This is a genomic window from Pseudanabaena sp. UWO311 (genome assembly GCF_006937785.1).
Taxonomy (GTDB): Bacteria; Cyanobacteriota; Cyanobacteriia; order Pseudanabaenales; family Pseudanabaenaceae; genus Pseudanabaena.
The window spans coordinates 17870-38510 of the sequence record NZ_SJEE01000032.1 but is presented as its reverse complement, the minus strand read 5'-3'; the positions used below and the strand labels follow the sequence as shown (position 1 = coordinate 38510).

The 20641-nt window shown below is 41.6% G+C and carries 17 protein-coding genes; 7 read left to right on the top strand and 10 right to left on the bottom strand.

From position 1 onward, the window contains the following. The first annotated feature begins 10 nt into the window (after positions 1-10). Entirely contained in the window at positions 11-2560 is a 2550-nt protein-coding gene (locus PseudUWO311_RS19435; protein ID WP_142656877.1) for an O-antigen ligase family protein, read from the top strand. A gap of 68 nt (positions 2561-2628) precedes the next feature. On the opposite strand, the gene PseudUWO311_RS19430 is transcribed toward PseudUWO311_RS19435, so the two are convergent. The 3 genes from PseudUWO311_RS19430 to PseudUWO311_RS19425 form a co-directional block, all read right to left on the bottom strand. Beyond that, positions 2629-3441 carry a MerR family transcriptional regulator gene (locus PseudUWO311_RS19430; protein ID WP_142656876.1) on the bottom strand — a complete coding sequence of 271 codons (813 nt, stop codon included), beginning with the start codon at positions 3439-3441 and terminating at the stop codon, positions 2629-2631. Between the two features lie 381 nt (positions 3442-3822). Further along, positions 3823-3966, bottom strand: a complete 144-nt coding sequence (locus PseudUWO311_RS24955) for a hypothetical protein (RefSeq protein WP_190303573.1) — start codon at positions 3964-3966, stop codon at positions 3823-3825. A gap of 140 nt (positions 3967-4106) precedes the next feature. Further along, positions 4107-5390 carry an ABC transporter substrate-binding protein gene (locus PseudUWO311_RS19425; protein WP_190303572.1) on the bottom strand — a complete coding sequence of 428 codons (1284 nt, stop codon included), beginning with the start codon at positions 5388-5390 and terminating at the stop codon, positions 4107-4109. A gap of 791 nt (positions 5391-6181) precedes the next feature. Between PseudUWO311_RS19425 and PseudUWO311_RS19420 the strand changes: the two genes are divergently transcribed. Further along, complete coding sequence (locus PseudUWO311_RS19420) at positions 6182-7435, top strand: EAL domain-containing protein (protein WP_142656875.1); 1254 nt, start codon at positions 6182-6184, stop codon at positions 7433-7435. Positions 7436-7550: 115 nt separating this feature from the next. On the opposite strand, the gene PseudUWO311_RS19415 is transcribed toward PseudUWO311_RS19420, so the two are convergent. Then, positions 7551-8804 carry an aminotransferase class I/II-fold pyridoxal phosphate-dependent enzyme gene (locus PseudUWO311_RS19415; RefSeq protein ID WP_223807645.1) on the bottom strand — a complete coding sequence of 418 codons (1254 nt, stop codon included), beginning with the start codon at positions 8802-8804 and terminating at the stop codon, positions 7551-7553. A gap of 703 nt (positions 8805-9507) precedes the next feature. Here PseudUWO311_RS19415 and PseudUWO311_RS19410 point away from each other — a divergent pair. Further along, a complete protein-coding gene (locus PseudUWO311_RS19410; RefSeq protein ID WP_142656874.1) occupies positions 9508-10224 on the top strand; it encodes a pyridoxine 5'-phosphate synthase in 717 nt (238 codons plus the stop codon). A 27-nt stretch (positions 10225-10251) separates the two neighbouring features. On the opposite strand, the gene PseudUWO311_RS19405 is transcribed toward PseudUWO311_RS19410, so the two are convergent. From PseudUWO311_RS19405 to PseudUWO311_RS19390, 4 genes are all read right to left on the bottom strand, one after another. Further along, on the bottom strand, positions 10252-13437 hold the full coding sequence (locus tag PseudUWO311_RS19405) for an efflux RND transporter permease subunit (protein ID WP_142656873.1): 3186 nt from the start codon (positions 13435-13437) through the stop codon (positions 10252-10254). Between the two features lie 167 nt (positions 13438-13604). Then, positions 13605-14099 (bottom strand): diacylglycerol kinase family protein, encoded by a 495-nt coding sequence (locus tag PseudUWO311_RS19400; protein WP_142656872.1) that lies wholly within the window; start codon positions 14097-14099, stop codon positions 13605-13607. A gap of 165 nt (positions 14100-14264) precedes the next feature. Continuing rightward, positions 14265-14756, bottom strand: coding sequence for an rRNA maturation RNase YbeY (ybeY, locus tag PseudUWO311_RS19395; protein ID WP_142656871.1), 492 nt, complete (start codon positions 14754-14756; stop codon positions 14265-14267). Between the two features lie 660 nt (positions 14757-15416). Further along, entirely contained in the window at positions 15417-15644 is a 228-nt protein-coding gene (locus PseudUWO311_RS19390) for a DUF3285 domain-containing protein (protein ID WP_142656870.1), read from the bottom strand. A 241-nt stretch (positions 15645-15885) separates the two neighbouring features. Here PseudUWO311_RS19390 and gvpA point away from each other — a divergent pair, with 241 nt between their 5' ends. From gvpA to PseudUWO311_RS19370, 4 genes are all read left to right on the top strand, one after another. Beyond that, positions 15886-16104: a gas vesicle structural protein GvpA gene (gvpA, locus tag PseudUWO311_RS19385; RefSeq protein ID WP_009626980.1), complete on the top strand. Its 219-nt coding sequence runs from the start codon at positions 15886-15888 to the stop codon at positions 16102-16104. A 236-nt stretch (positions 16105-16340) separates the two neighbouring features. Next, positions 16341-17378, top strand: a complete 1038-nt coding sequence (locus PseudUWO311_RS19380) for a hypothetical protein (protein ID WP_142656869.1) — start codon at positions 16341-16343, stop codon at positions 17376-17378. Further along, on the top strand, positions 17375-18256 hold the full coding sequence (gene gvpN / locus PseudUWO311_RS19375; protein ID WP_142656868.1) for a gas vesicle protein GvpN: 882 nt from the start codon (positions 17375-17377) through the stop codon (positions 18254-18256). Before PseudUWO311_RS19380 ends, gvpN begins: the two co-directional genes overlap by 4 nt. Next, positions 18256-18585: a gas vesicle protein gene (locus tag PseudUWO311_RS19370; protein ID WP_103666603.1), complete on the top strand. Its 330-nt coding sequence runs from the start codon at positions 18256-18258 to the stop codon at positions 18583-18585. The genes gvpN and PseudUWO311_RS19370 overlap by 1 nt, the downstream gene beginning before the upstream one ends. Before the next feature lie 25 nt (positions 18586-18610). Here the strand turns inward: PseudUWO311_RS19370 and PseudUWO311_RS19365 are convergent, their stop codons facing one another. Next, positions 18611-19879, bottom strand: a complete 1269-nt coding sequence (locus tag PseudUWO311_RS19365) for an MFS transporter (protein ID WP_142656867.1) — start codon at positions 19877-19879, stop codon at positions 18611-18613. A 69-nt stretch (positions 19880-19948) separates the two neighbouring features. Then, on the bottom strand, positions 19949-20596 hold the full coding sequence (locus tag PseudUWO311_RS19360) for a ferritin-like domain-containing protein (RefSeq protein ID WP_142656866.1): 648 nt from the start codon (positions 20594-20596) through the stop codon (positions 19949-19951). Positions 20597-20641 lie beyond the last annotated feature (45 nt).

Genomic DNA, 20641 nt, shown 5'->3' with positions numbered 1-20641 from the left:
ACCAAATCTTATGAGTACAGGTCGGTTAGTCGTCCAGTTAGGCATCGCCGCCTATATTTTATTTACCCTACTACCCGATAGTAGTTCGCAGATGGTTGCTTTCCCTTGGATCTTGCTGTGGCAAATGGGATTGCTATGCTTTGCGATCGCGGGGTTGCTAAATTTATGGCGGCGCGAGAAACCATTTTATTTATTAGGTAGTGGCTTTGACTGGGCGATCGGTGCTGGCTTGGTAACCCTGTGCCTATCGACAATGTTCTCGCGCTTTCCCAATCAAGGTATGTGGTATAGCCTGACAGCTTTTGGCTATTTTATTGCGTTGTATGTAACTAATAATTTTTTGCATAGAGAATCACCCCAATCAATTTCTCTCCCGCCTTCGGCGGGAGAGAAATTGTCAGCAGTTTTGCCAATTTTGCGCTTTCAAGGCTTATTAGGATTTGTGGTGATTATGTCAAGTTTATTCTTGTGGATCACTCAGACATGGCTGCCACAATTAAATAATTTTGCCAAGCTAAATCAATGGGGATTAAATCTTAGTTACGATTTTTCGGATTTGCAATCTCGTAATTGGGCTCCAATGGGACATCAGAATTATGTGGCGGGATTTCTGATGTTGGTTTTACCGATTTTTGCAAGTTTGGCGATCGCCCAAAAGGGAATGTGGCGATCGCTATGGCTAACTGCGATCGGTTTAGGTTTAATTGATTTGTACACTACCAGTTCGCGGGGCGGATTTTTGGGGCTGGGAGCATTAGTTTTGTATGGAATTATGGTGGCTTTATTACGGAGCAAAGGTAATCGTTGGTTAGTTGCTTTCGGCAGCGGTGGCGCGATCGCCTTACTAGCATTTTTAATTTCTACCAACAATCGCCTGAGATCGCTAATTTCAGGATTAGTTACTAGTTCTGCAAATCCTACCCAAGGATCAGGTGAATTGCTATTTAGAGCGATCGCGGCGGATGTGGGCTGGAGAATTGGCTTAGATCATTGGTTGTTTGGTGCAGGCGCAGGCTCAGCAATTATGCTCTATCAGCAATATCGTCCGCAATGGGCAGGACGAGAAGCTGAGCTTTTATTTCAGTTACATAGTACACCTGTGCATCTTTGGGCAGAACTGGGAATTGGTGCAGTAATTACATTTGTGTTTTTATTAGTGGCGATCGTTGCCCTATTTATCAAATTACATAAATCTCGCACTTGGAAGAATAATCCACAAGAGCAGGCGATCGCCTATGGATTATTTGGCAGTGTGATTGGTTATGGCATGTTAGCGATTACTGACTATCAGCTTGATGTTCCTGCAATTAGTGGCAGCTTAGTGATTGTATTTGCTTGTCTGGCTTATTTAGGGCAAAGACATACGGGCGAATTGATCAGCCTTGGTTATCAAAGGCAACCGCGCCTCTGGTTAGCAACTATTGCCACCGTCTATTTGATAGCCGCGATCGCATGGCTCGTTCCTGTAAACATGGCTTGGCAAGCTTCAAATGTGGGCTTTATCTATTTATCAAGAGCCAAAGAAGATTTAGCGACAGGAAAACAGGAAATCTTACCCGAAGCGATCGCGGCGATTGATAAATTCCAAGATCGGCTCAAATTTGCCCATCAATTTGCACCTTGGGAGCCTTACTATCCCTATCAATTGGGATGGAATTTAGCAGATCTTGCGGTTAATTATCCGAATTTGCCACAATCATCTGCATGGCAAAAAGAAGGCTTGACATGGATTAAAACAGCGATCGCGACTAATCCTAATAATGAAGCTGGATATAATGCCGCCGCTTGGCTTAGCCTGCGGCAAGACTCTACCGAGAAATCGGCTCAAGACGCAGAAGCTTATTTTCGACGCGGTTTGCAGCTAGTTCCCAATAAGCGATCGCTTTCCTTCGGTTTAGGCGTGAGTCTATTACGTCAAGGAAAAAATGTCGAAGGGCTTGCGGCTATGACGACTGAAGTAATTAACGATCCTATTTTTATTACTAGCCCAATTTGGAAAGATCCCCCCTTTCACAACCTTTACCCGCAAGTATTAGCTAATCTGGAAAACAACTATCGCAATAACCCCAATAAAGCAACAAATCTTGCGGCTCTGAGATGGTGGAATGGCAATCCTAATGCAGTGGTCGAACTTAAACAAACAGGCTATTCCACGGCAGTTTTACTAGCTAATGCGATCGCTAATGAGACTCAGGCTCTGCAATCGGTCAAGCAAAATCCTCAAACCCCTTTAGAAATGGTGATTTCAGCTTGGTTAAATCCCAACTTGCGTGACAAGCTACTGGAACGCGCCTATGTATTTGCTACGCGAAGTTTGCCTGACGCTCGTTCAGTTGCAACCGTCAAAGCGATGAGCGATCGCATGGCGCAAGCTCCTAATTTTGATGCTTGGCTGCGTTTACCTTTGCAAGCTAATAGTCCTTTAGTGATTAACTATCGCAGGGCTAGGCTGGGCTTTAGTGTGGTCAGTCGGCACTTGGATGGAGTGGTTCCTCTTGATTTCTTCAATGTCAGCGATCGGGCAGAGATATCGCTCTTTCTCAAAGATTTATTCTCTTGACTTATTTTGCTTAATCCAAAAGATAAGTGGCGGCGCTTCGCGCCGCCACTTATCTTTTGGGTTTTGAATTATACTTTTTCGACTGGGAACTGAATCTCCGTAATATAAGATTCATTATCAAGTTCCGCGCCACCTTCAATGTAAAACTCACGGTTTGCACCAATGCAGCGATAGCCGTTATTCTCAATCCAAGTTAGCAGATGTTGATAACCCTTATTAAGCGTGCTGTAGCTTCCATGATGAACCACACAGGCGATCGCATCATATCCTTGAAGTTCATAGACTTTAATGCGTTCATTCCCTTTTATCGAAGCAGGTACAGACACAACCGCCTCACTATCAACATCGCTCTCCTTATAACCATTGTCATGCCAGATGCCAGCATCATAATCGAACTTGGTAAGCCCTTGCTGAGCGAGATATTGATATAGCTCTTGAAAAAGCTTTGCGATCGCAAAATAATTAGGCAAAATCTCGCGAATTGAAGCAACCGTGATCGGTTCTATCTTCTTAATTACAACTTCATAGTCAGACATTACATTCTCCTGTTCAATTTGTTTGAGTCGGGCTGCTACTCTCATCAATCTCTCTTGTTCTTCCTCAATCTGTTGTTGCAAATCAGCTTGCTTCAGCCGCAACATTCCACGTATCTGCTCTGGAGAAACTTCTTCATTGAGTAATTGAGTAATTTGCTCTAAAGTGAATCCTAAATCCTTGAAAGCGATAATGCGATTGAGTCGGGGCAATTGGCTAGCAGAGTAAAACCGATATCCCGAAGAGCGATCGACTGAGATTGGTTTGAGTAATCCCATTTCGTCGTAGAGGCGCAGAGCCTTAATGGACACCTGACTGAGTTTGGAAAAATCTCCAATTTTGAGCATTTCGTTGACCTCATAAACCTCTAATACCAATTCACAGAAGTGTCGTCACACTTTTGTAAATTAAAAAACAAACCCTATAAGGGTTATACCAAAGTACAAAATGGCTAAGCCATTTTGTACTTTGGTATAAATGTGATTACACAGTATCCCCCTAGGGGAGAGTCAAGAAAAATATTTAGTAGTACCTAACGCTTAAATCCCAAATAGACAAAGTACCCGCCGCTTAGCATGGTGAGCATCTCAGCTTAGTACTGAGTACATATACTCAGGAGAATCAAGAAAACCATTGAGATAAGCACAGCGATGTTTCAAAACTTGAGAGATATTTTTATGATTCCATTGAGCACCAGAAATCTTAATGCGCCGCCCAATTTGCTGAATCTAAGATTCAACTGTGCCAGAGCCAATCGTCAGACCAACTTGACGAAAGTAACTATATTCGGGAATCCGTAGACAATGTTTGCGTATATAGCTCACAAACTTCATGGCTCGATTAAATTTGCAACCCTCAAATAGTGTTGTCACACTTTCGTGGATTGATATTATTACCAATGCTGCCAACCGCAATGAAAATGGGAGAATTTTTATAGGAGGTTTACCCACGGTTCTAGCATTCTGAGAAAAAAATAACAGCTATTTGCATTAGGCAAATAGCTGCGCTTGTTCTAAAGTGAGTTCCATTTTTCGGCTGCCGAGGAGATCGCTTTGTCGCTAGGTTTCTCTTTGAGCATGGCTAGTTGTAGTTCTTCGTAAATAATCTTGCGCAGTTTCTCTATATCTTTGGCAGGAGGAATCAAGACTTCAGATTGAGGCAATTGCGAGGCACTGATAACTCTGGCGCGATCAAGGATTGAAGCATCTTTGGCAGCCTCCGTAAAATAGCGATCGCTAGAACTCTTAACAGTAGAAGGCAAAAGATTCTCTACTTTTGTAAAGGCTAACTGATTTTCAGCATTGGTTAAATACAGTGCAAATTTTACTGCCATAGATTGATTTGTGGATGTAGTTGGTACGGCAACATTCATCACTGCTGCGCTCTTTTTACCCGTTGAACCCGTAATTTGTGAGCCAATATCAGTTACTTTAGCGGTTTCGGGTGCATTCTGAGCCACCGTTTGTAGAAACTGGGGTCCAGTCAATAAAATCGCTAATTCACCAGCTTGATATAGTTCTACTGCCTTGCGATGTCCTTCAGTCAAGATTTCGCGAGGAATTAATTGTTTCTCAAATAGATTGACCCAATAGTCAAAGGCAGCTTTACCAGCAGCATCATTAAAAGCAGCCTTACCATTGGCATCCAGCAGCTTCATTCCCATCTGTACCATCGATTCTAGGACTTGCCCACCATCCATCGTCAGCATAAAAGCATATTTACCAGTTTTCGCTTTAATCTGTTCCGAAACCTTAGCGAGTTCTTCAAAGGTTTTTGGAGGTTTTGCGGGATCTAAGCCAGCTTTTTCAAATAGTGATCGGTTGTAAATTGTAATATCAGTTGCCACATACCAAGGCAGCCCAAAAGTGACGTTATCAAGTTGATTGGCTTTCCAGATGTTCGGGAAATAGCTAGCCTTATCAGCATCAGAGATGACTTTACCCATATCCACTAATGCTTTTTTCTCGGCTAGTTTTGATGCAAATTGAGGATTTAGATTCACGACATCAGGGGCGGTCTTTGCTGCTACTGAACTCAAAATCTTGGTTTCCATCTCTCCCCAAGGAATATCCACCCATTCCACTTCAGCTGTCGGATTTTCTTTCACAAATCCCGCAATCAAGTCCGTCATGTATTTGTCAAACTGCGGTTTTAATTGCATTGTCCAGAAGACTATTTTGCTTTTCCCCGAAGTTGTAGGTTGAGTGGTTTGAGCTCCACAAGCACCTAATAGGAATAGCGTAGAGAGTCCGATAAACTTGCGTCGATTAAGGATTGAGAAGAGATTAGGTGTCATATCAAAGGTACTAACTTGAACTTGATTATATATCATGTTATGTAGTACATGGACGACAAATCTCTTACTACTAGAGCGGTAGGGCAATAGCTACTAGATTCTTGTCTAAATAATTTAGTCTAACTCTTTCCACCAAAAGTTTAGGATTAGTGGTGCGCAGCTTCGCCGCGCACCACTAATCCTAAGAAGGTATATGGCTACGGATGGTGTGTGTCAGTTCTATACCTTAGTTTTAAAGACTTCCACAGAACATCATCTTTTGGATCATCGCCCTTAAACTTCTGCGTAAAGTGCTTTTCTAAAATTGTTGACTGATACTGAAATAAAGAGAAGACTCTTGCAACTTAGAACTGCGATCGCTAAGGTTAAAGTAGGGTGCCGATCAAAGCAAAATATAGTCATAAGAAAAACATCTAGAGGATGATTTACAGCAATTTAATAAGGAACCGATTTTTGATGGCGTGGCAAAGTCGCGCCATCAAAAATCGGTTCGGTAAATCCTGACCATCATCTTTGAAACAGCCCTGTGCCTTAGTCAAGCTTTCAAAAAAAATATAATGAGAATTGCTACAGATACACAACCCACGACTACCAGACAGCAGGTAATATGGTTTGTATATCTTGGTTTTAATTATGCCAAGGTACTTGTCTAACTTTTTGATGCCCAATATTTGGATCTGCATTAAGCATAAACAAAATTGTTAACTTAACCCAATCTGTATGTAACAGACGTTAGAGATGTTATAAACTCTATATAATTGCTATTTGATTCGCTAAATTTTCTACTTCTAATGAGTAAAAGTAAGATCACTATTCTTGTTGTTGATGATACTCGATACAATCTGCAAATTCTATCAATCATGCTAGCTAATCAAGGCTATGCTGTTTTAGAAGCATCAAATGGAATCGACGCGATTGATCTTGCTAAAACACATATGCCAGACTTGATTTTACTAGATATCAAAATGCCTGACATGGATGGATATCAGGTTTGTAGTAATCTCAAAACCCATCTGTCAACTCAACAAATCCCAATTATTTTTATTAGTGCGATTGAAAATGTAGAAGAGAAAGTTGAAGCGTTTACAGTTGGGGGCATAGACTTTATTAATAAGCCTTTTCATCTAATCGAAGTACTAGCAAGAGTAGAGACTCATCTGCGGGTAAGCTCATTACAAGCACAACTATTAGCGCAAACTAAACTTTTGGAAATTCAGAATATTAATTTGCAAAAAGAAATCTCTAATCTGACAGGATTTGATTGGGATTTATATTCGGAGGTAAAAGAAGCTATTGACAGGCAAGAGTTGAGATTGTTCTATCAGCCAATTGTAAATTTCCAAACCGACTTAATTACGGGGTTTGAGGCACTAATTCGCTGGCAACATCCAACAAGAGGCTTACTTGCGCCTATTCATTTTATTGATATTATCGAAGGAACAGATTTAATATATCCAGTTGGACGGTGGGTACTTAATACTGCTTGCAAACAGTTACAGAATTGGCAACAATCTTTTCCTAAATATACTGATTTGACGATGAGTGTAAATGTATCAACTAAGCAGATTTCAGAAATCAACTTAGTTGAACATATCCGTGAAATATTACAGGAATCACAAATTAATCCCCATAGTTTAAAGCTAGAAATAACTGAGAGTACAGTCATGGGCGATCGCGATCGCACTTTACAGATTCTCGATCAATTAAAAGATTTAAAGATTCAGTTTTGTATTGACGATTTCGGAACGGGTTATTCGTCGCTAAGGCGGTTAACAGACTTCCCGATAGATATCCTAAAAATAGATCGCTCTTTTATTAATAATGAAGAATGGGTAATTGTCAAAGCAATTGGCTCGTTAGCGTTTACGCTAGGAAAAAGTGTTGTAGTTGAAGGAATAGAAACATCTACGCAGTTAGAAACTCTCAAAACCTTATTTGGTTCTTCTCTAAATCGATGCTATGGGCAAGGGTATTTATTTGCTAAACCACTTGATGCTGAATCTGCTTCCCAGCTTTTAGCAAAAAATACAACATTTATTAAGTGAGAATAAGTGAGAAGTAATACCAAAGCACAAAATGGCAATGCCATTTTGTGCTTTGGTATAAAGCCCAAAAAGCAAGTGGCAGCGCAAAGCACCGCTATTTTCTTTTTGGGTTTTGTTATAAATCATCAATCTGGAAGTTTTCGAGGGCGATCGCTAGATGTGTCCAATGTGTCCCGCCTTGCAGAAATACTGTATAAGGTTCACGCAAAGGACCATCTGCTGAGAGTTCTAAAGTGCTTCCATCAATAAAAGTCCCCCCTGCCATAACTAGCTGACTGACATATCCAGGCATTTCCCCAGGGATAGGATCGACATAAGAATCTATGGGAGAAAAGCGTTGGAGATTGCGACAGAATTCAATAAGTTTTTTTGGATCACCCAGTTGAATTGCTTGAATAATATCGCGGCGTGGTTCAAAGGGAAGTGGTTTGACTTTGTAGCCAAGTTGATCAAACACATAGGCAGCAAGGTGGCTGCTTTTCATCGCTTCGCCGACCATTTGTGGCGCAAGAAATAGCCCTTGAAAGAGTAAACGATTGAGATCAAAAGTTGCACCGCCTTCGCGCCCAATACCAGGAGCCGTAAGGCGTTGGGCTGCTAGTTCTACATATTCAGCCTTGCCTGCGATATATCCCCCAGCAGTGGCGATCGTACCACCAGGATTTTTGATTAAAGACCCTGCGATAATATCAGCTCCGATCGCAGTAGGCTCGCGATCGCTGATAAATTCCCCATAACAGTTATCCACAAAGCAGACAGTATTGGGATTTTGCTGTTTTACTAATTGAATGATGCGTTCTATATCGGCAATGGATAAACTCTCTCGCCATGCATAACCACATGATCGCTGAATTAATACCATGCGAGTCTGTGGTTTGACGGCTGTTGCCAATGCTTCCCAATCTATCCCGCCTACAGGAGTTAGATCCACTTGTCGGTAGGTAATCCCAAAGTCTTTGAGCGAGCCTGTATAGACAGTTCCTTGACTATCAGATGTGAGTGGATAGCCAATTACTTCTTCGAGAGTGTCATAGGGTGCACCCGCAACTGACAAAAGTTCGTCAAGGGGTCTTAAAATTCCAAATAAACAACAGGCGATCGCATGGGTTCCTGAGACAAATTGCACGCGCACGGCGGCAGATTCTGCGCCCATGATTTGCGCAAACACCTCATCTAAAACATCGCGCCCCATATCACCATGTCCGTACCCTGATACGCTAGCAAAGTGATGTGCTCCCACACGGCGATCGCGAAAAGCTTGCAAAACCCGTTCAAGGTTTTTCTTTACATGAAGGTCGATTTGGGTAAATGTTGGTACAAGAGCGGTAACAGCTTCTGCAACTAGCAACTTCATTTTTTCAGAGGTCATTTGTGCTTAGGATTTTTTGACGGTTCATGATCCTAAGCGAATATGAGTGAATTTGTCTAGCAAAGTTAAATTGAAACCAATTTTGTAGTTTCCATAGCCATGTGCAACGGAAACTACAAAATTGGTTTCATGATCAGAATTGCTGAAATATAACAGTCATTATCTTGATTAAGAATCAATTAGCAGAGTCATCTAACAGATGACTCTGCTAATTGATTCTGCTAATTGATTCTGCTAATTGATTTTCGGATTTGCTGCGCCGCAGGGTCTGAAAAAGTCCAAAACTAATTTCATATTTAATAGCTATAAAATTGCTGAAACAGGAAAAAAAGTCAAAAAAGCGCCATTTTCGCTTTCTGGGATTGAATTTGTACTAGTATCATATAAGTACAAATACTATAGCAATCCTAATTTTGTTTCAGTAACAAAAAGCTTCTCACATATAGAAATCCTAATTCATTTGTGAGATTACAGCTATTGATGCTCACATCCCAGCCAAAAGATTTGTTGAAGGTGTTGCTCTTTACAATACTTTCAACAAATCTTTTGTGGATTGTTTGAACACAAATTGCTGTAACACCAAAAAATAAAATCGCTACTCCATTTTTGTGAAATAAAAACCCTTACTGGGTTAGGTTTTTAAATTGCTATAGACGATTTAGGCTTGTTATAGATAGTTTTTAGATATTGTGAGGAAAAAGTCTTGCCTACACTCGGAGTAAATATCGATCATATTGCTACCATTCGCCAAGCTCGTCGAGGAACAGAACCAGATCCTGTGGCAGCCGCCGTGATTGCCGAGTTAGCTGGCGCTGATGGGATTACCGTACATCTACGCGAAGATCGTCGTCATATTCAAGAGCGTGATGTCCGCTTGCTGAGGCAAACCGTGCGTACTCGCCTTAATTTGGAAATGGCAGCAACTCCCGAAATGGTAGCGATCGCCCTTGATGTAAAGCCCGACTATATTACGCTTGTGCCTGAACGCCGCGAAGAAGTTACTACTGAAGGTGGCTTAAATGTGAAGGCACAATGCGATCGCTTAGGTAAATTTGTGCATCAATTACAGGGTGCTGGTATTCCTGTAAGTTTATTTGTCGATCCAGAGCCAGAGCAAATACAGGCTTCAGCTCGAACAGGTGCAAAATTTGTGGAGTTGCATACAGGAACTTATGCAAATGCCAAAAAAGATGAAGAACTGAAGCATCAGTTAGAAGCCTTAACTAGAAGCGGAGCTTTAGCGATCGAGCTGGGACTAAGACTTAATTCTGGACATGGCTTAACCTATTGGAATACCCGCGCCGTTGCTCAAATCGCTGGCATGGAGGAACTAAATATCGGACATAGCATTATCAGTCGTGCTGTATTAGTGGGTTTAGATAGAGCAATTCGCGAAATGAAAGAATTGATAAACCCATAAAAGAAGGGGCGCAAAGCGCCCCTTCTTTTATTTGTGTAGACCAATCTTCATACGCTCTTCAATATTTTTGATGACGATATAAAGAATCGGAACGATGAATAGGCTCAGGAATGTCGCTACACACATGCCTCCCATAACCGCAGTGCCAATTGACTGTCGCGCCGCCGCACCTGCCCCCGTAGCAATCACAAGAGGGAAGATCCCAATAATTGTCGAGAAGGCAGTCATCAGAATTGGGCGCAGCCGTTGCTGTGAAGCCTCGATTACTGATTTGGTAATACTTAAGCCCCGTTCTCTTAATTGATTAGCAAATTCCACAATCAAGATCGCGTTTTTACTTGCCATCCCAATTAGCATCACCAAACCAATTTGGGTATAGACATCATTGGCGAAACTAGGATTAAATTGACCGCGAAACATTACTGCCAAAAGAGCGCCCAATACCGCCAGTGGCACTGTCAGCATAATGATGATCGGATCAACATAATTTTCGTACTGGGCAGCTAGAACTAGGAAGACAAATACAACTCCAAGCCCAAAGATAAAGAATGCACTATTACCAGAGCCAATTTCTTCTAGGGATAATCCCGACCACTCATACCCAAAGCTCTTAGGTAGAACTTCAGAAGTAATCTTACTAATCGCATCGATCGCTTGTCCAGAGCTTACTCCAGGGGCAGTATTTCCTGTGATTTGGACAGAGCGAAACAGGTTGTAGTGATTGATGATCGAGGGCCCAACGGTTTGGGTAACTTTTACCAAATTACTGAGCGGAATGCTCTGTCCTGTTTGCGATCGCACATAGAGCTTATTGATATCGTCAGGATTAGAACGAAATTTGGCATCAGCTTGCACATAAACCCGATAAGTACGTCCAAAAGTATTGAAATCGTTAACATATTGCGAACCCAATAAGGTCTGCAAAGTACTGTAAATATCCTGCAAAGAGACTTGCAAAGCATTAGCTCTAACGCGATCGACTTCCACAGTCAACTGCGGCGTATTGCCATTGAAGTTAGGACGCAATCCAGCCAAAATCGGACGACTGGGATCGGGATAGGTACTTGCTTTACCGAGTAAAGCTCCCATTGTCTGCTCAATCACGGGAAAACCTTGATTTGCCTTGTCCTGTAATTGAAATTCAAAACCACCATAGTTACTTAATCCTTGAATTGCTGGTGGAGGAAACGGAATCACAAATGCCTCCTTAATAGAAAGCAATTCAGGCATCAGTCCAAAAGGCTTAGGAGCCATCCCACCGATAAGCCCGTCAGCCGATCGCGATCTTTCTTTCCAAGGCTTTAACGTCGCAAAGACAATCCCGTTATTTGGAGTGTTGCCACTAAAGCTAAATCCTCCAATAGCAAAAATATTGGCGATTTCAGGATAAACAGGTTCACCTTTTTCATCCTTACGGCGCATAATTCCTTCAATATTTTCTAGCACCTTTTCTGTGTAATTAAGAGATACTCCTTCAGGAGCCTGCACAATCGTAATCAAATAGCCTTGATCTTCTTGTGGCAGGAAGCCTCTAGGCACGATTGTATATACCCAATAAGTCAAGAAGAGTGAAATTGCAAACAGGATTATTAAAATTCCTTTGAAGTTAGTTGATTTAGTAACTAACCACTTATAGTTCTGTCTTGTACCATCAATTACCCAATTCACCCGACTAAAAAACCAATTGCTACTTGGCTGTTCTTGCTTAAGCAACAACGCCGCTAAGGTTGGTGACAGCGTTAGCGCATTAAAAGTGGAAACTGTAATCGAAAAGGCGATCGTCAACGCAAATTGTTTATACAATTGCCCAGTTGTCCCAGGGAAAAAAGCTACAGGCACAAATACAGCAATTAGCACCAAAGAGCTAGCGATTACTGCTCCCTGCAATTCATTCATGGCTGCGATCGCAGCTTCCATAGGATTCTCACCTTTTTCTTGAATACGGCGGCTAATATCTTCAACCACAACAATCGCATCATCAACCACTAGTCCTGTAGCCAGCGTCAAACCGAACAGAGTAAGGGTATTGATATTAAAATTGAGCAGCTTGATAAAAATGAATGTACCAATTAGGGCAACTGGAATTGCGATCGCAGGAATTAAGGTAGAGCGCCAATTTTGCAGGAATAAAAAGATAATTATGATGACTAGAACAATCGCAATTAAAAGTGAAATAATTACCTCTTCTGTTCCAGCTTCGATAAAAGTAGTTGTATCAAAGGCAACCTCATAATTTAACCCAGGAGGAAAGCTTGGCTTTAGTTCTTGCAATACCTTCTTAACGGCATGCGCCACATCCAATGCATTCGCATCAGGCAACTGTGATACTCCTAAACCAATGCCTCTAGTTCCATTAAATCGTAGCGATGACCCATAATTTTCAGCTCCTAATTCTACTCGCCCAACATCACGTAGCTTAATAGGCGATCCATCACTTGCAGTTCTAATTACAATTTCCGAAAACTCTTCCGTACTTTTTAATCTTCCAGTAGCCGAAATCGAGAGTTGATATTGTTGATTAGGTAAGTTTGGCTGCTGCCCAATTTGACCTACTCCAACTTGTAAGTTTTGTTGCTGAATTGCAGATACGACATCTTGAGCGGTTAATCCCCTCGCTGACAAGCGATTAGGATCTAGCCAAATACGCATGGCGTACTTACGTTCGCCAAAGATAATAACGTTACCGACACCCTTAACCTTCTTAATCGCATCAACAATATAAAGATCAGCGTAATTACTCAAATATAGATCGTCATATTCTCCCTTTTCAGCATATACACCGATCGCAAATAGAAACCCTGAAGATTCTTTACTAACACGTACGCCCGTCTGCTGCACTGGTCCTGGCAACTGCGATTCCACCGTAGAGACGCGATTTTGGACATCAACGGCGGCAAGGTCTTTATCTTTGCCAAGATCAAAAACTAAATCAACGGTACTAGTTCCATTATTAGAGCTAGTTGAAGTTATATATCGAACTCCTTCAATTCCGTTAAGTTCTCTTTCAAGAATATTGGTAACTGTGGACTCGACAACCTCTGCATTTGCGCCAACATAATTGGCGGTAACAGTGACTTTGGGTGGCGTAATTTCGGGATATTGGGCAACGGGCAACAGGAAAATACAAGCTGCTCCCAATAAAGTGATCACTACAGAACAAACTGTCGCAAATACAGGTCGTCTGATGAAAAAGTCAGAGATTGATAGCAGCATGGGCAGAGATATAGGAATTAAGAGTTTCGGAAGTAAGCCTAGCCACTGACTGCTGTAATCTTCTTATAGCAATCCTCAAAACGGTAAAGCCATTTTGAGAATCCAAAAACTTTACTGGGTTGGGGTTTTAGCTCCCAAAAGCAGAACTCCACCTTCGGGAGTTGGGATTACAAAAATACTGCCAAAATATTTGGTAATAATAGCACGCAAGCAATTAGCAAAGCAGCAATCGCTGCAATTAGTACTGCACCAGCCGCGCAATCCTTGGCAATTTTAGCTAACTGATGAAACTCGCGCCCCACAGTCAGATCAACCACAGCTTCCAAAGCTGTATTCAATAATTCCAACACTAGTACTAGGGCGATCGTCAAACTAATAATTGAGCAAGCGACGGCTGACAGGTGGAAATAAAGACTTAAAGACAATGCGGTCACACCAATGATCAGGTGAATCCGAAAATTGCGCTGTGTCTGAAAAGCATAGCTAACACCCTGACCAGCATATTTGAAACTAAGCAACAAATTTGTGGCAATTTGAAAGGAATCGTTGCGTTGGGCTGCGTTCTGTTCAGATGTTTCTAAGTTATCAGTCTTTGTCATTTGCTGGGATAAAGAAGTCGATTTCAACAAAAATAGTCTTGATAGCGATAAATCATTGTTCATGGATATTATTTCCCAAGAGACTTTGCTACGCAATTGCCAAAAACTTTAAAGATTTTAACTCTAGGAAATCAGTTTACTCAAATTACGCACACAAATACTTAAGGATCTTTAAATAAACCCCAAGAATGCTGCGGCGGGCGTAGCCCGCCGCAGCATTCTTGGGGTTTATAGTGAAACTAGCTGCAACATAAGGTCTTGCTGTTTTAGCATCGCCTCTAGACTTTCTTCGTCAGGGTGATCCCAGCCCAATAAATGCAATAAGCCGTGAGCCGCTAGCCAAGCTATTTCATAGGTTAATGAATGACTACGTTCCTCAGCCTGCCTAATTGCCGTGGTCTGAGAAATGATGATATCACCCAAATAAGTTGGCTCAATATAATCAGAGTCATCACTGGGAATCTCTGGTACATCTGACTCTAAAGCCGCAAAAGACAAAACATCAGTAGGGCAATCCAGTTGCCGATATTGCAAATTTAATTTTTGAATTGTTAAATCATCGGTAATTGCTAGTGATAGCTCGTATTCTCCATCTGCGATCGCCTGCTCAGATTGGAGATATACCTCCCACTTTTCAAACCATTCTTGCCATTGCTCCTGTGAGATCGGATGGAGATCGGCAACTTCAGGATAGATTTCACAGTACAGATCAATACTCAATGCTTTGTAACCCCATAAGCTAAACGATAAAAACAACAGAAATAGTGATTCTAGAGAATCTTTAATTTACAGCAACTTCCGATCAAACGAACAAAGAAAGTTTTTGAAAGGGTTGCCAAACAACCCTTTCAAAAACTTTCTTGATTTGGGATTGAATGCAAAGCGCTGTAAGAATCAATTAAAATCATCTGTAGGAGAAAAATAACAAAAAAAAAAAAAAGAGAATTAAGAAGGGCAAAAGCAGAAATTTATGCTGGCTTGGAGACTTCTCAAACACACTTTAAGTTGTTCAATATAGTAAAAAACTTAGCCAATAATCTTCTTAATTACTACTAGAGTAAAAGTGGAATTGAAGTTTTCTATGGGATTAATTCCACTCGATTCAAAGACAAGATTGAATTGCTATCCACAATAGTTGTCTAACAAATCAAATAATTTGAGAGATACCGTTTCACGTACAGAGTCTCTCAAATTATTTAATATCGCAAATAGATCATGGTTATTATATTATTTTTGAAATCTAGCAATTAAGCTCTAGAGATTAGAAAGAGAGTAAATCAAGCCCTAATCTCTTTTGAGTTTATATTGCTAATATTTTGGCAATTACTAATAAAAGGATACAATTCACAAGATTAATTGTTTATAGATACCAATCAATTACTAATGAAAGGCGATCGCTAATCCTATCAATGTCCCAATCACTCCAAAGATCGTAAGTGCGAAATGAAATAGAGATGTACTCCCTTTTTTAACCATATTTCGCATCGCCAATTTCACAAAACCATCGTTCTCTTTTTGTTTACTATTAGTTGTAGCTTGGTTGTTAGGATCAATACCATTAATGTTATTTAAATCGGAATTGGAAGAAATATTTGGATCGCTATTCATGATTTTCTAGGATTTTATGGGGCAATCATCAATGGGTAATTCGCAGAAAAATATTTAGTGTCTTGACTTTATTCTCTTAAAGAAAGTTTATCATCATCTTTCGTGATATCTTATAGAATTAAAAATGTAATCTTTATTAAATAAAGCAAAATTAAGTATAAGTAATTTTGCTGTTGTATAGTACAGTTTGCAAAGGCAGAATTTATATGCCTAACATAGTTAGCTCAAGGAGAACATTACTATGGCAGTCGAAAAAGTCAACTCTTCCTCTAGTCTAGCGGAAGTCATCGATCGTATTTTGGATAAGGGCATTGTCATTGATGCATGGGTAAGAGTCTCTCTCGTGGGAATCGAACTATTGTCAATCGAAGCTCGTGTTGTTATCGCCTCGGTAGAAACATATCTTAAGTATGCTGAAGCAGTTGGTCTAACAGCATCGGCGGCAGTTCCTGCTGCTTAGTCATTTATTCCTAGCATATCGCTAGTAGTGAGTCACTAAACAATAGATTATTAGCCTACCGATTTCTTCTCTACCCCTTTCTCACTAAAAACTATCTTGTCGGTTTCTTGCTGACAAGGCAATAGATTTTTGGCAGGGTAGTTATACGGTGGGAAGGGGGATTAATTCATGAAACTTGCGGCACTTTGAAAGTTTGATTAATTTTGATTTGAATGAGTTAATTTGAGGTTAACGTTATGGCTTCTTTGATGCAAGAGTTTGCAGAAGCAAGGCAGAGACGATTACAAGACAGGGCAGATTTTTTGGCTGAACAACAGCTAGCACGGGAACAAAGGGAAAGAGATTTACAAGTCCAATCAGAGGAAACCACCAAATATTTGGCTCATGCTGAGCAAACTCGTCTTGCATGGGAACAAGGTAGACAGGCAATTGCTGAAAATGCTTTAGAATCTCGTAGGGAAGAAGTGCAAAACCGCGCAGAGCAGGTGTCTGAGTTCTTAGAAGACTTAAATACTTCGCGCACTGAGCAAGCCATTGAAGACAGTGAACAACGCGCTCAAGAGGTCAGAACCCGTACTTTTAAAACTCGATCACAGCTAAAACATATTCGTAAAGCACGTATTCGAGCAGGTCAAGCCGATCAAGCTCAGCGCCAACAACTAGTGCAAGACCGAGCTGTTTTGACGCAAATGCAACTAGAAGATCTCAATAAGACTCGTTTAGCCAATGCAACTGTCGATGCACAGCATAGAGCGCAGGAATTTAGCGATCGCGTTGCTAATGTCAAAGCCTCGTTAAAGCAAATAGAAGCTAATCGGATTGCTGAAGCCGAAGCCCAAAATCTGAAACTAAAAGCTTTTCGTGCTGAATTAGGTGACTCAGTTTGGTCAGGTTCTCGCTCTGTCGCTGTTGGCACTCCACCAGCTAATCCCCAACCAGTTGTTGCTACAAAGCCTACTGAGGTCTCTAGCTCAAAACAAAAAAAGAAAAACACTAAAGCAGAAATTGTTGAGTCTCCAGCACCTGAGCCTGTGATCGCCAAGTCTATAGAGGTAAAGGAATCGCCAAATGAAACTTCTAAACCTTCTGGCAAAATTGAGCAATTTGTGATTGACTATGTTTCCCAATTGTCTACAAACTCTAGTTTGTTAGCAGTCGTCAATGATCGCGATACTGTTAGAGATTTACTAGCTCAAGGGGCAAACACTTTAAAAGTTGATCCGTCGGATATTCTTAATACCCTGCTGCAAATGGCAGAAAACTCCTCATCATGACCACAGTTCTTCACGCCAATGCGCGTCAGTTTATTAGTACTGACTTCACCAAGCAAATAGTCAGAAGAGCTTTACGCTATTTGCAATCGGGCTTTGCGATTCATTTACGGGGCCCTGCGGGTACTGGTAAAACTACTTTAGCGATGCATCTTGCTGGGTTAGTCGGCAGACCAATGGTGCTGATTTACGGTGATGAGGATCTGCGATCGTCACAATTGATTGGTTCTAATTCGGGCTATACGCGCAAGAAAGTTGTTGACAACTATATTCATTCAGTCCTAAAGGTTGAAGACGATCTACGCCAAAGTTGGACAGATTCGCGCCTTACTTTGGCAGCTAAAGAAGGTTTTACTCTAATTTATGATGAGTTCAACCGATCACGACCTGAAGTAAATAATGTATTGCTCAGTGCACTCGAAGAAAAGCTGATCGTCCTCCCCCCCGATAGCTCTCAGACAGAGTATGTAAGAGTACATCCTCTGTTTCGAGCAATTTTCACTTCTAATCCTGAAGAATACGCGGGTGTGCATCCGACTCAAGATGCACTGCTAGATCGCATGATCACGATTAACATTGGCGAAGCCGATGTGGAAACCGAGAAGCAAATTTTGGTAAATCGGGTTGGTTTAGAGCGCACTGAGGCTCTAAAACTAATCAATTTGATTCGTGGGTTCCGCCGACAAATTCAATGTAGCAAGGCTTCGAGTTTAAGAGCTTGTCTCTTAATTGGAAAGATTTGCCATGAGCATGAGATTGCTATCTCTGGGACAAATGATGATTTTCGCGATCTTTGCTTTGATGTGCTGATTTCTCGCTATGGTAGTGGTGAGCCTGAGTCAGAACTCGGACTCGCTAAATTATTGGATCAGATACCTTAATGTCTCAAGCGCTTAGACCTCAAGCAATAAAAACCAGCACAACTGGCTCTTCCCTTGCGGATATTCTCGAAAGAGTATTGGATAAGGGAATTGTCATTGCAGGTGATATCACTGTGTCTGTCGGCAGTGTGGAGTTACTGAGCATCAGGATTCGTTTGCTAGTTGCATCTGTGGATAAAGCCAAGGAAATTGGAATTAACTGGTGGGAGTCCGATCCCTATTTGTCTTCTAGAACTCAAGAGTTGCTTGCGTCTAATCAGCAGTTACTGGAGCGTGTAAATCTTTTAGAAAGAGAGCTAGCTGCCACAAAGCAACTAACCGAGAATTAGCTAATGGAGGCGCTTCGCGCCTCTATTAGTTTTTTATAGTGTCAGCAAACTTTTTGAGACTGATCAAGGCGATCGCTAAAGCAAAAACGCATAATAAAGCTCCATTCATGGAAGAGATTTCGCTTTGAGTTACAACTAATGCGGCAACCACGGCTGTTGCCATGCCATTACCACCAAAATATAAGCCTGTACCAAATCCTGCTTGATTAGGCAGAACCATCGCTAAAGCTAGGGGAATAGTATTTGTCAAAACTAGCCCTAGAGCCATCGCCGCGATCGCACTAATTAATATCAAATAAACGCCATTTTGGCTTAAAACTGTCAATGTGAGACAACCTGCGATCGCTGCTAACCCTAATCCCATGCCAAAGGTTACTTTGTATCTGCGAAATAGCGATCTCAAAGGTAATGTCGCAACTCCTGCAATTAATAGGATTCCCGACTGGATATATTCAACTGAGAAACTGTCTAATGCCTGGGAAAGATGCCGAGGGAGAATATGAAGTAGCAAGTTAATTTCTAAGCCAGATCCTAAGCCTACGACAAATGGCAAAGCGTACTTGACTACTGATTTTGTGGTTAATTTTGTGGTTGAGACTTCGGGGCTTGTTGCTGTGACTAGATGGCGTGGCATCGAGACCCATAATAGTACTGAACCAATTAATAAAGCGATCGCTCCCAAGATAAAAGTCATGGATGCGCCAATCTGTTTAAGTATTAAGCCTAATATTGGGCTAGTAGCGCTAGTGATTGCTAAGACCAGAGCCAAAATCGCATTTGCTTGAGGTAACTGATTAGTTGGCGCAAAGCCTTGGAGTAAAGCAATCGCTGGCCCTCGAAAAATAATCATCGCAATTACCCACATTGTCATCATCACTGGGACAATCCAGCGCATTCCCTCCGAAAGCTGCGTTTCGACCAGCCATGAAGCGATCACAAAAATTAGTCCCGCGAGGGTCACACCCACAACTACCTGTGGCAAGCGACTACCAAATCTCCCAAGAATGCGATCGGAAAACCAACCGACAATTGGTTCCACGATCGCGCCGAGCAGCCCCTGAAAAATCCCTAGCCAGATTGCTAAATCAACAAACCCAATCCGCGCCAAAATTCTTGGCTGGTAAAATCCATAAGCGATCCAACTAAAAGTAATCGCAGCTAATAAAGCTGCTAATCCCCAAACCTGTTGCCACAGAATTTTCGTAGGGGCATTTGGGAAAGAATTAGTTTGAGCATCAGTCACGACATTCATTTCTTTATTAAAGTTGTGTAGCGCGGCGAGTAGGGTGGGCATTGCCCACCTTACAATTTTAGAACCAGTTTTTTGTGGCGCGGCGAAGCCGCGCCACAAAAAACTGGTTCCTTAGACCTTGAGAATCCAAGCATCACGGGTGTCTTTGCTGACAAAAGCAGCAGGAACCACATTCAGAGCAACGCCCAAGGATTGAAATGCAGCCCGAATTACGGTGGCATGGGAAGCTTCAGTGGAACCAATACTTGCACCTGCGGTAATCAGCTCAGGGCTTTTGAGAGTGGCGACCTCACGTCCATAGGCGATCGCAGCATCTACCTCTAACGCAAGGGCAAGCTTAGCAATATTTACATCTGAGTCGAGATTGCCTTCTCCCTTTTCGATATAAGGTGTGACCGTCTTTAGATACTCAGCCTTCGCCATTACAGGGCTACCACCGAGTTTCTTTACTACCGCAGTCAGCAAGTCACGATGCGCTTTGTGATCAGCTTGGTTGGCTAAGGCGATCGCTAATACGGCTTTACCAACATTGCTACCAGTGAGTTTACCTGCCGCAAACCCATAGGCCCAGATCGCTTGATGCTCATAGAACAAAGCGTTATTAAGAACCTTGATGTCATTCATAACATCGTTTTTCTTGGGCATTGCCATGACTTCAGGGACAACTGCGACAGTTGCAATTCCCATAGCCCCAAATAAGCTTGCTTTAATTAATTCGCGGCGCGAAGCGGAACGAGAAAATCTTTCTGTTCTAGACATGGTTTTTACCAGATGATATATAGTTAAAAATCAGTTGTGGCTAGT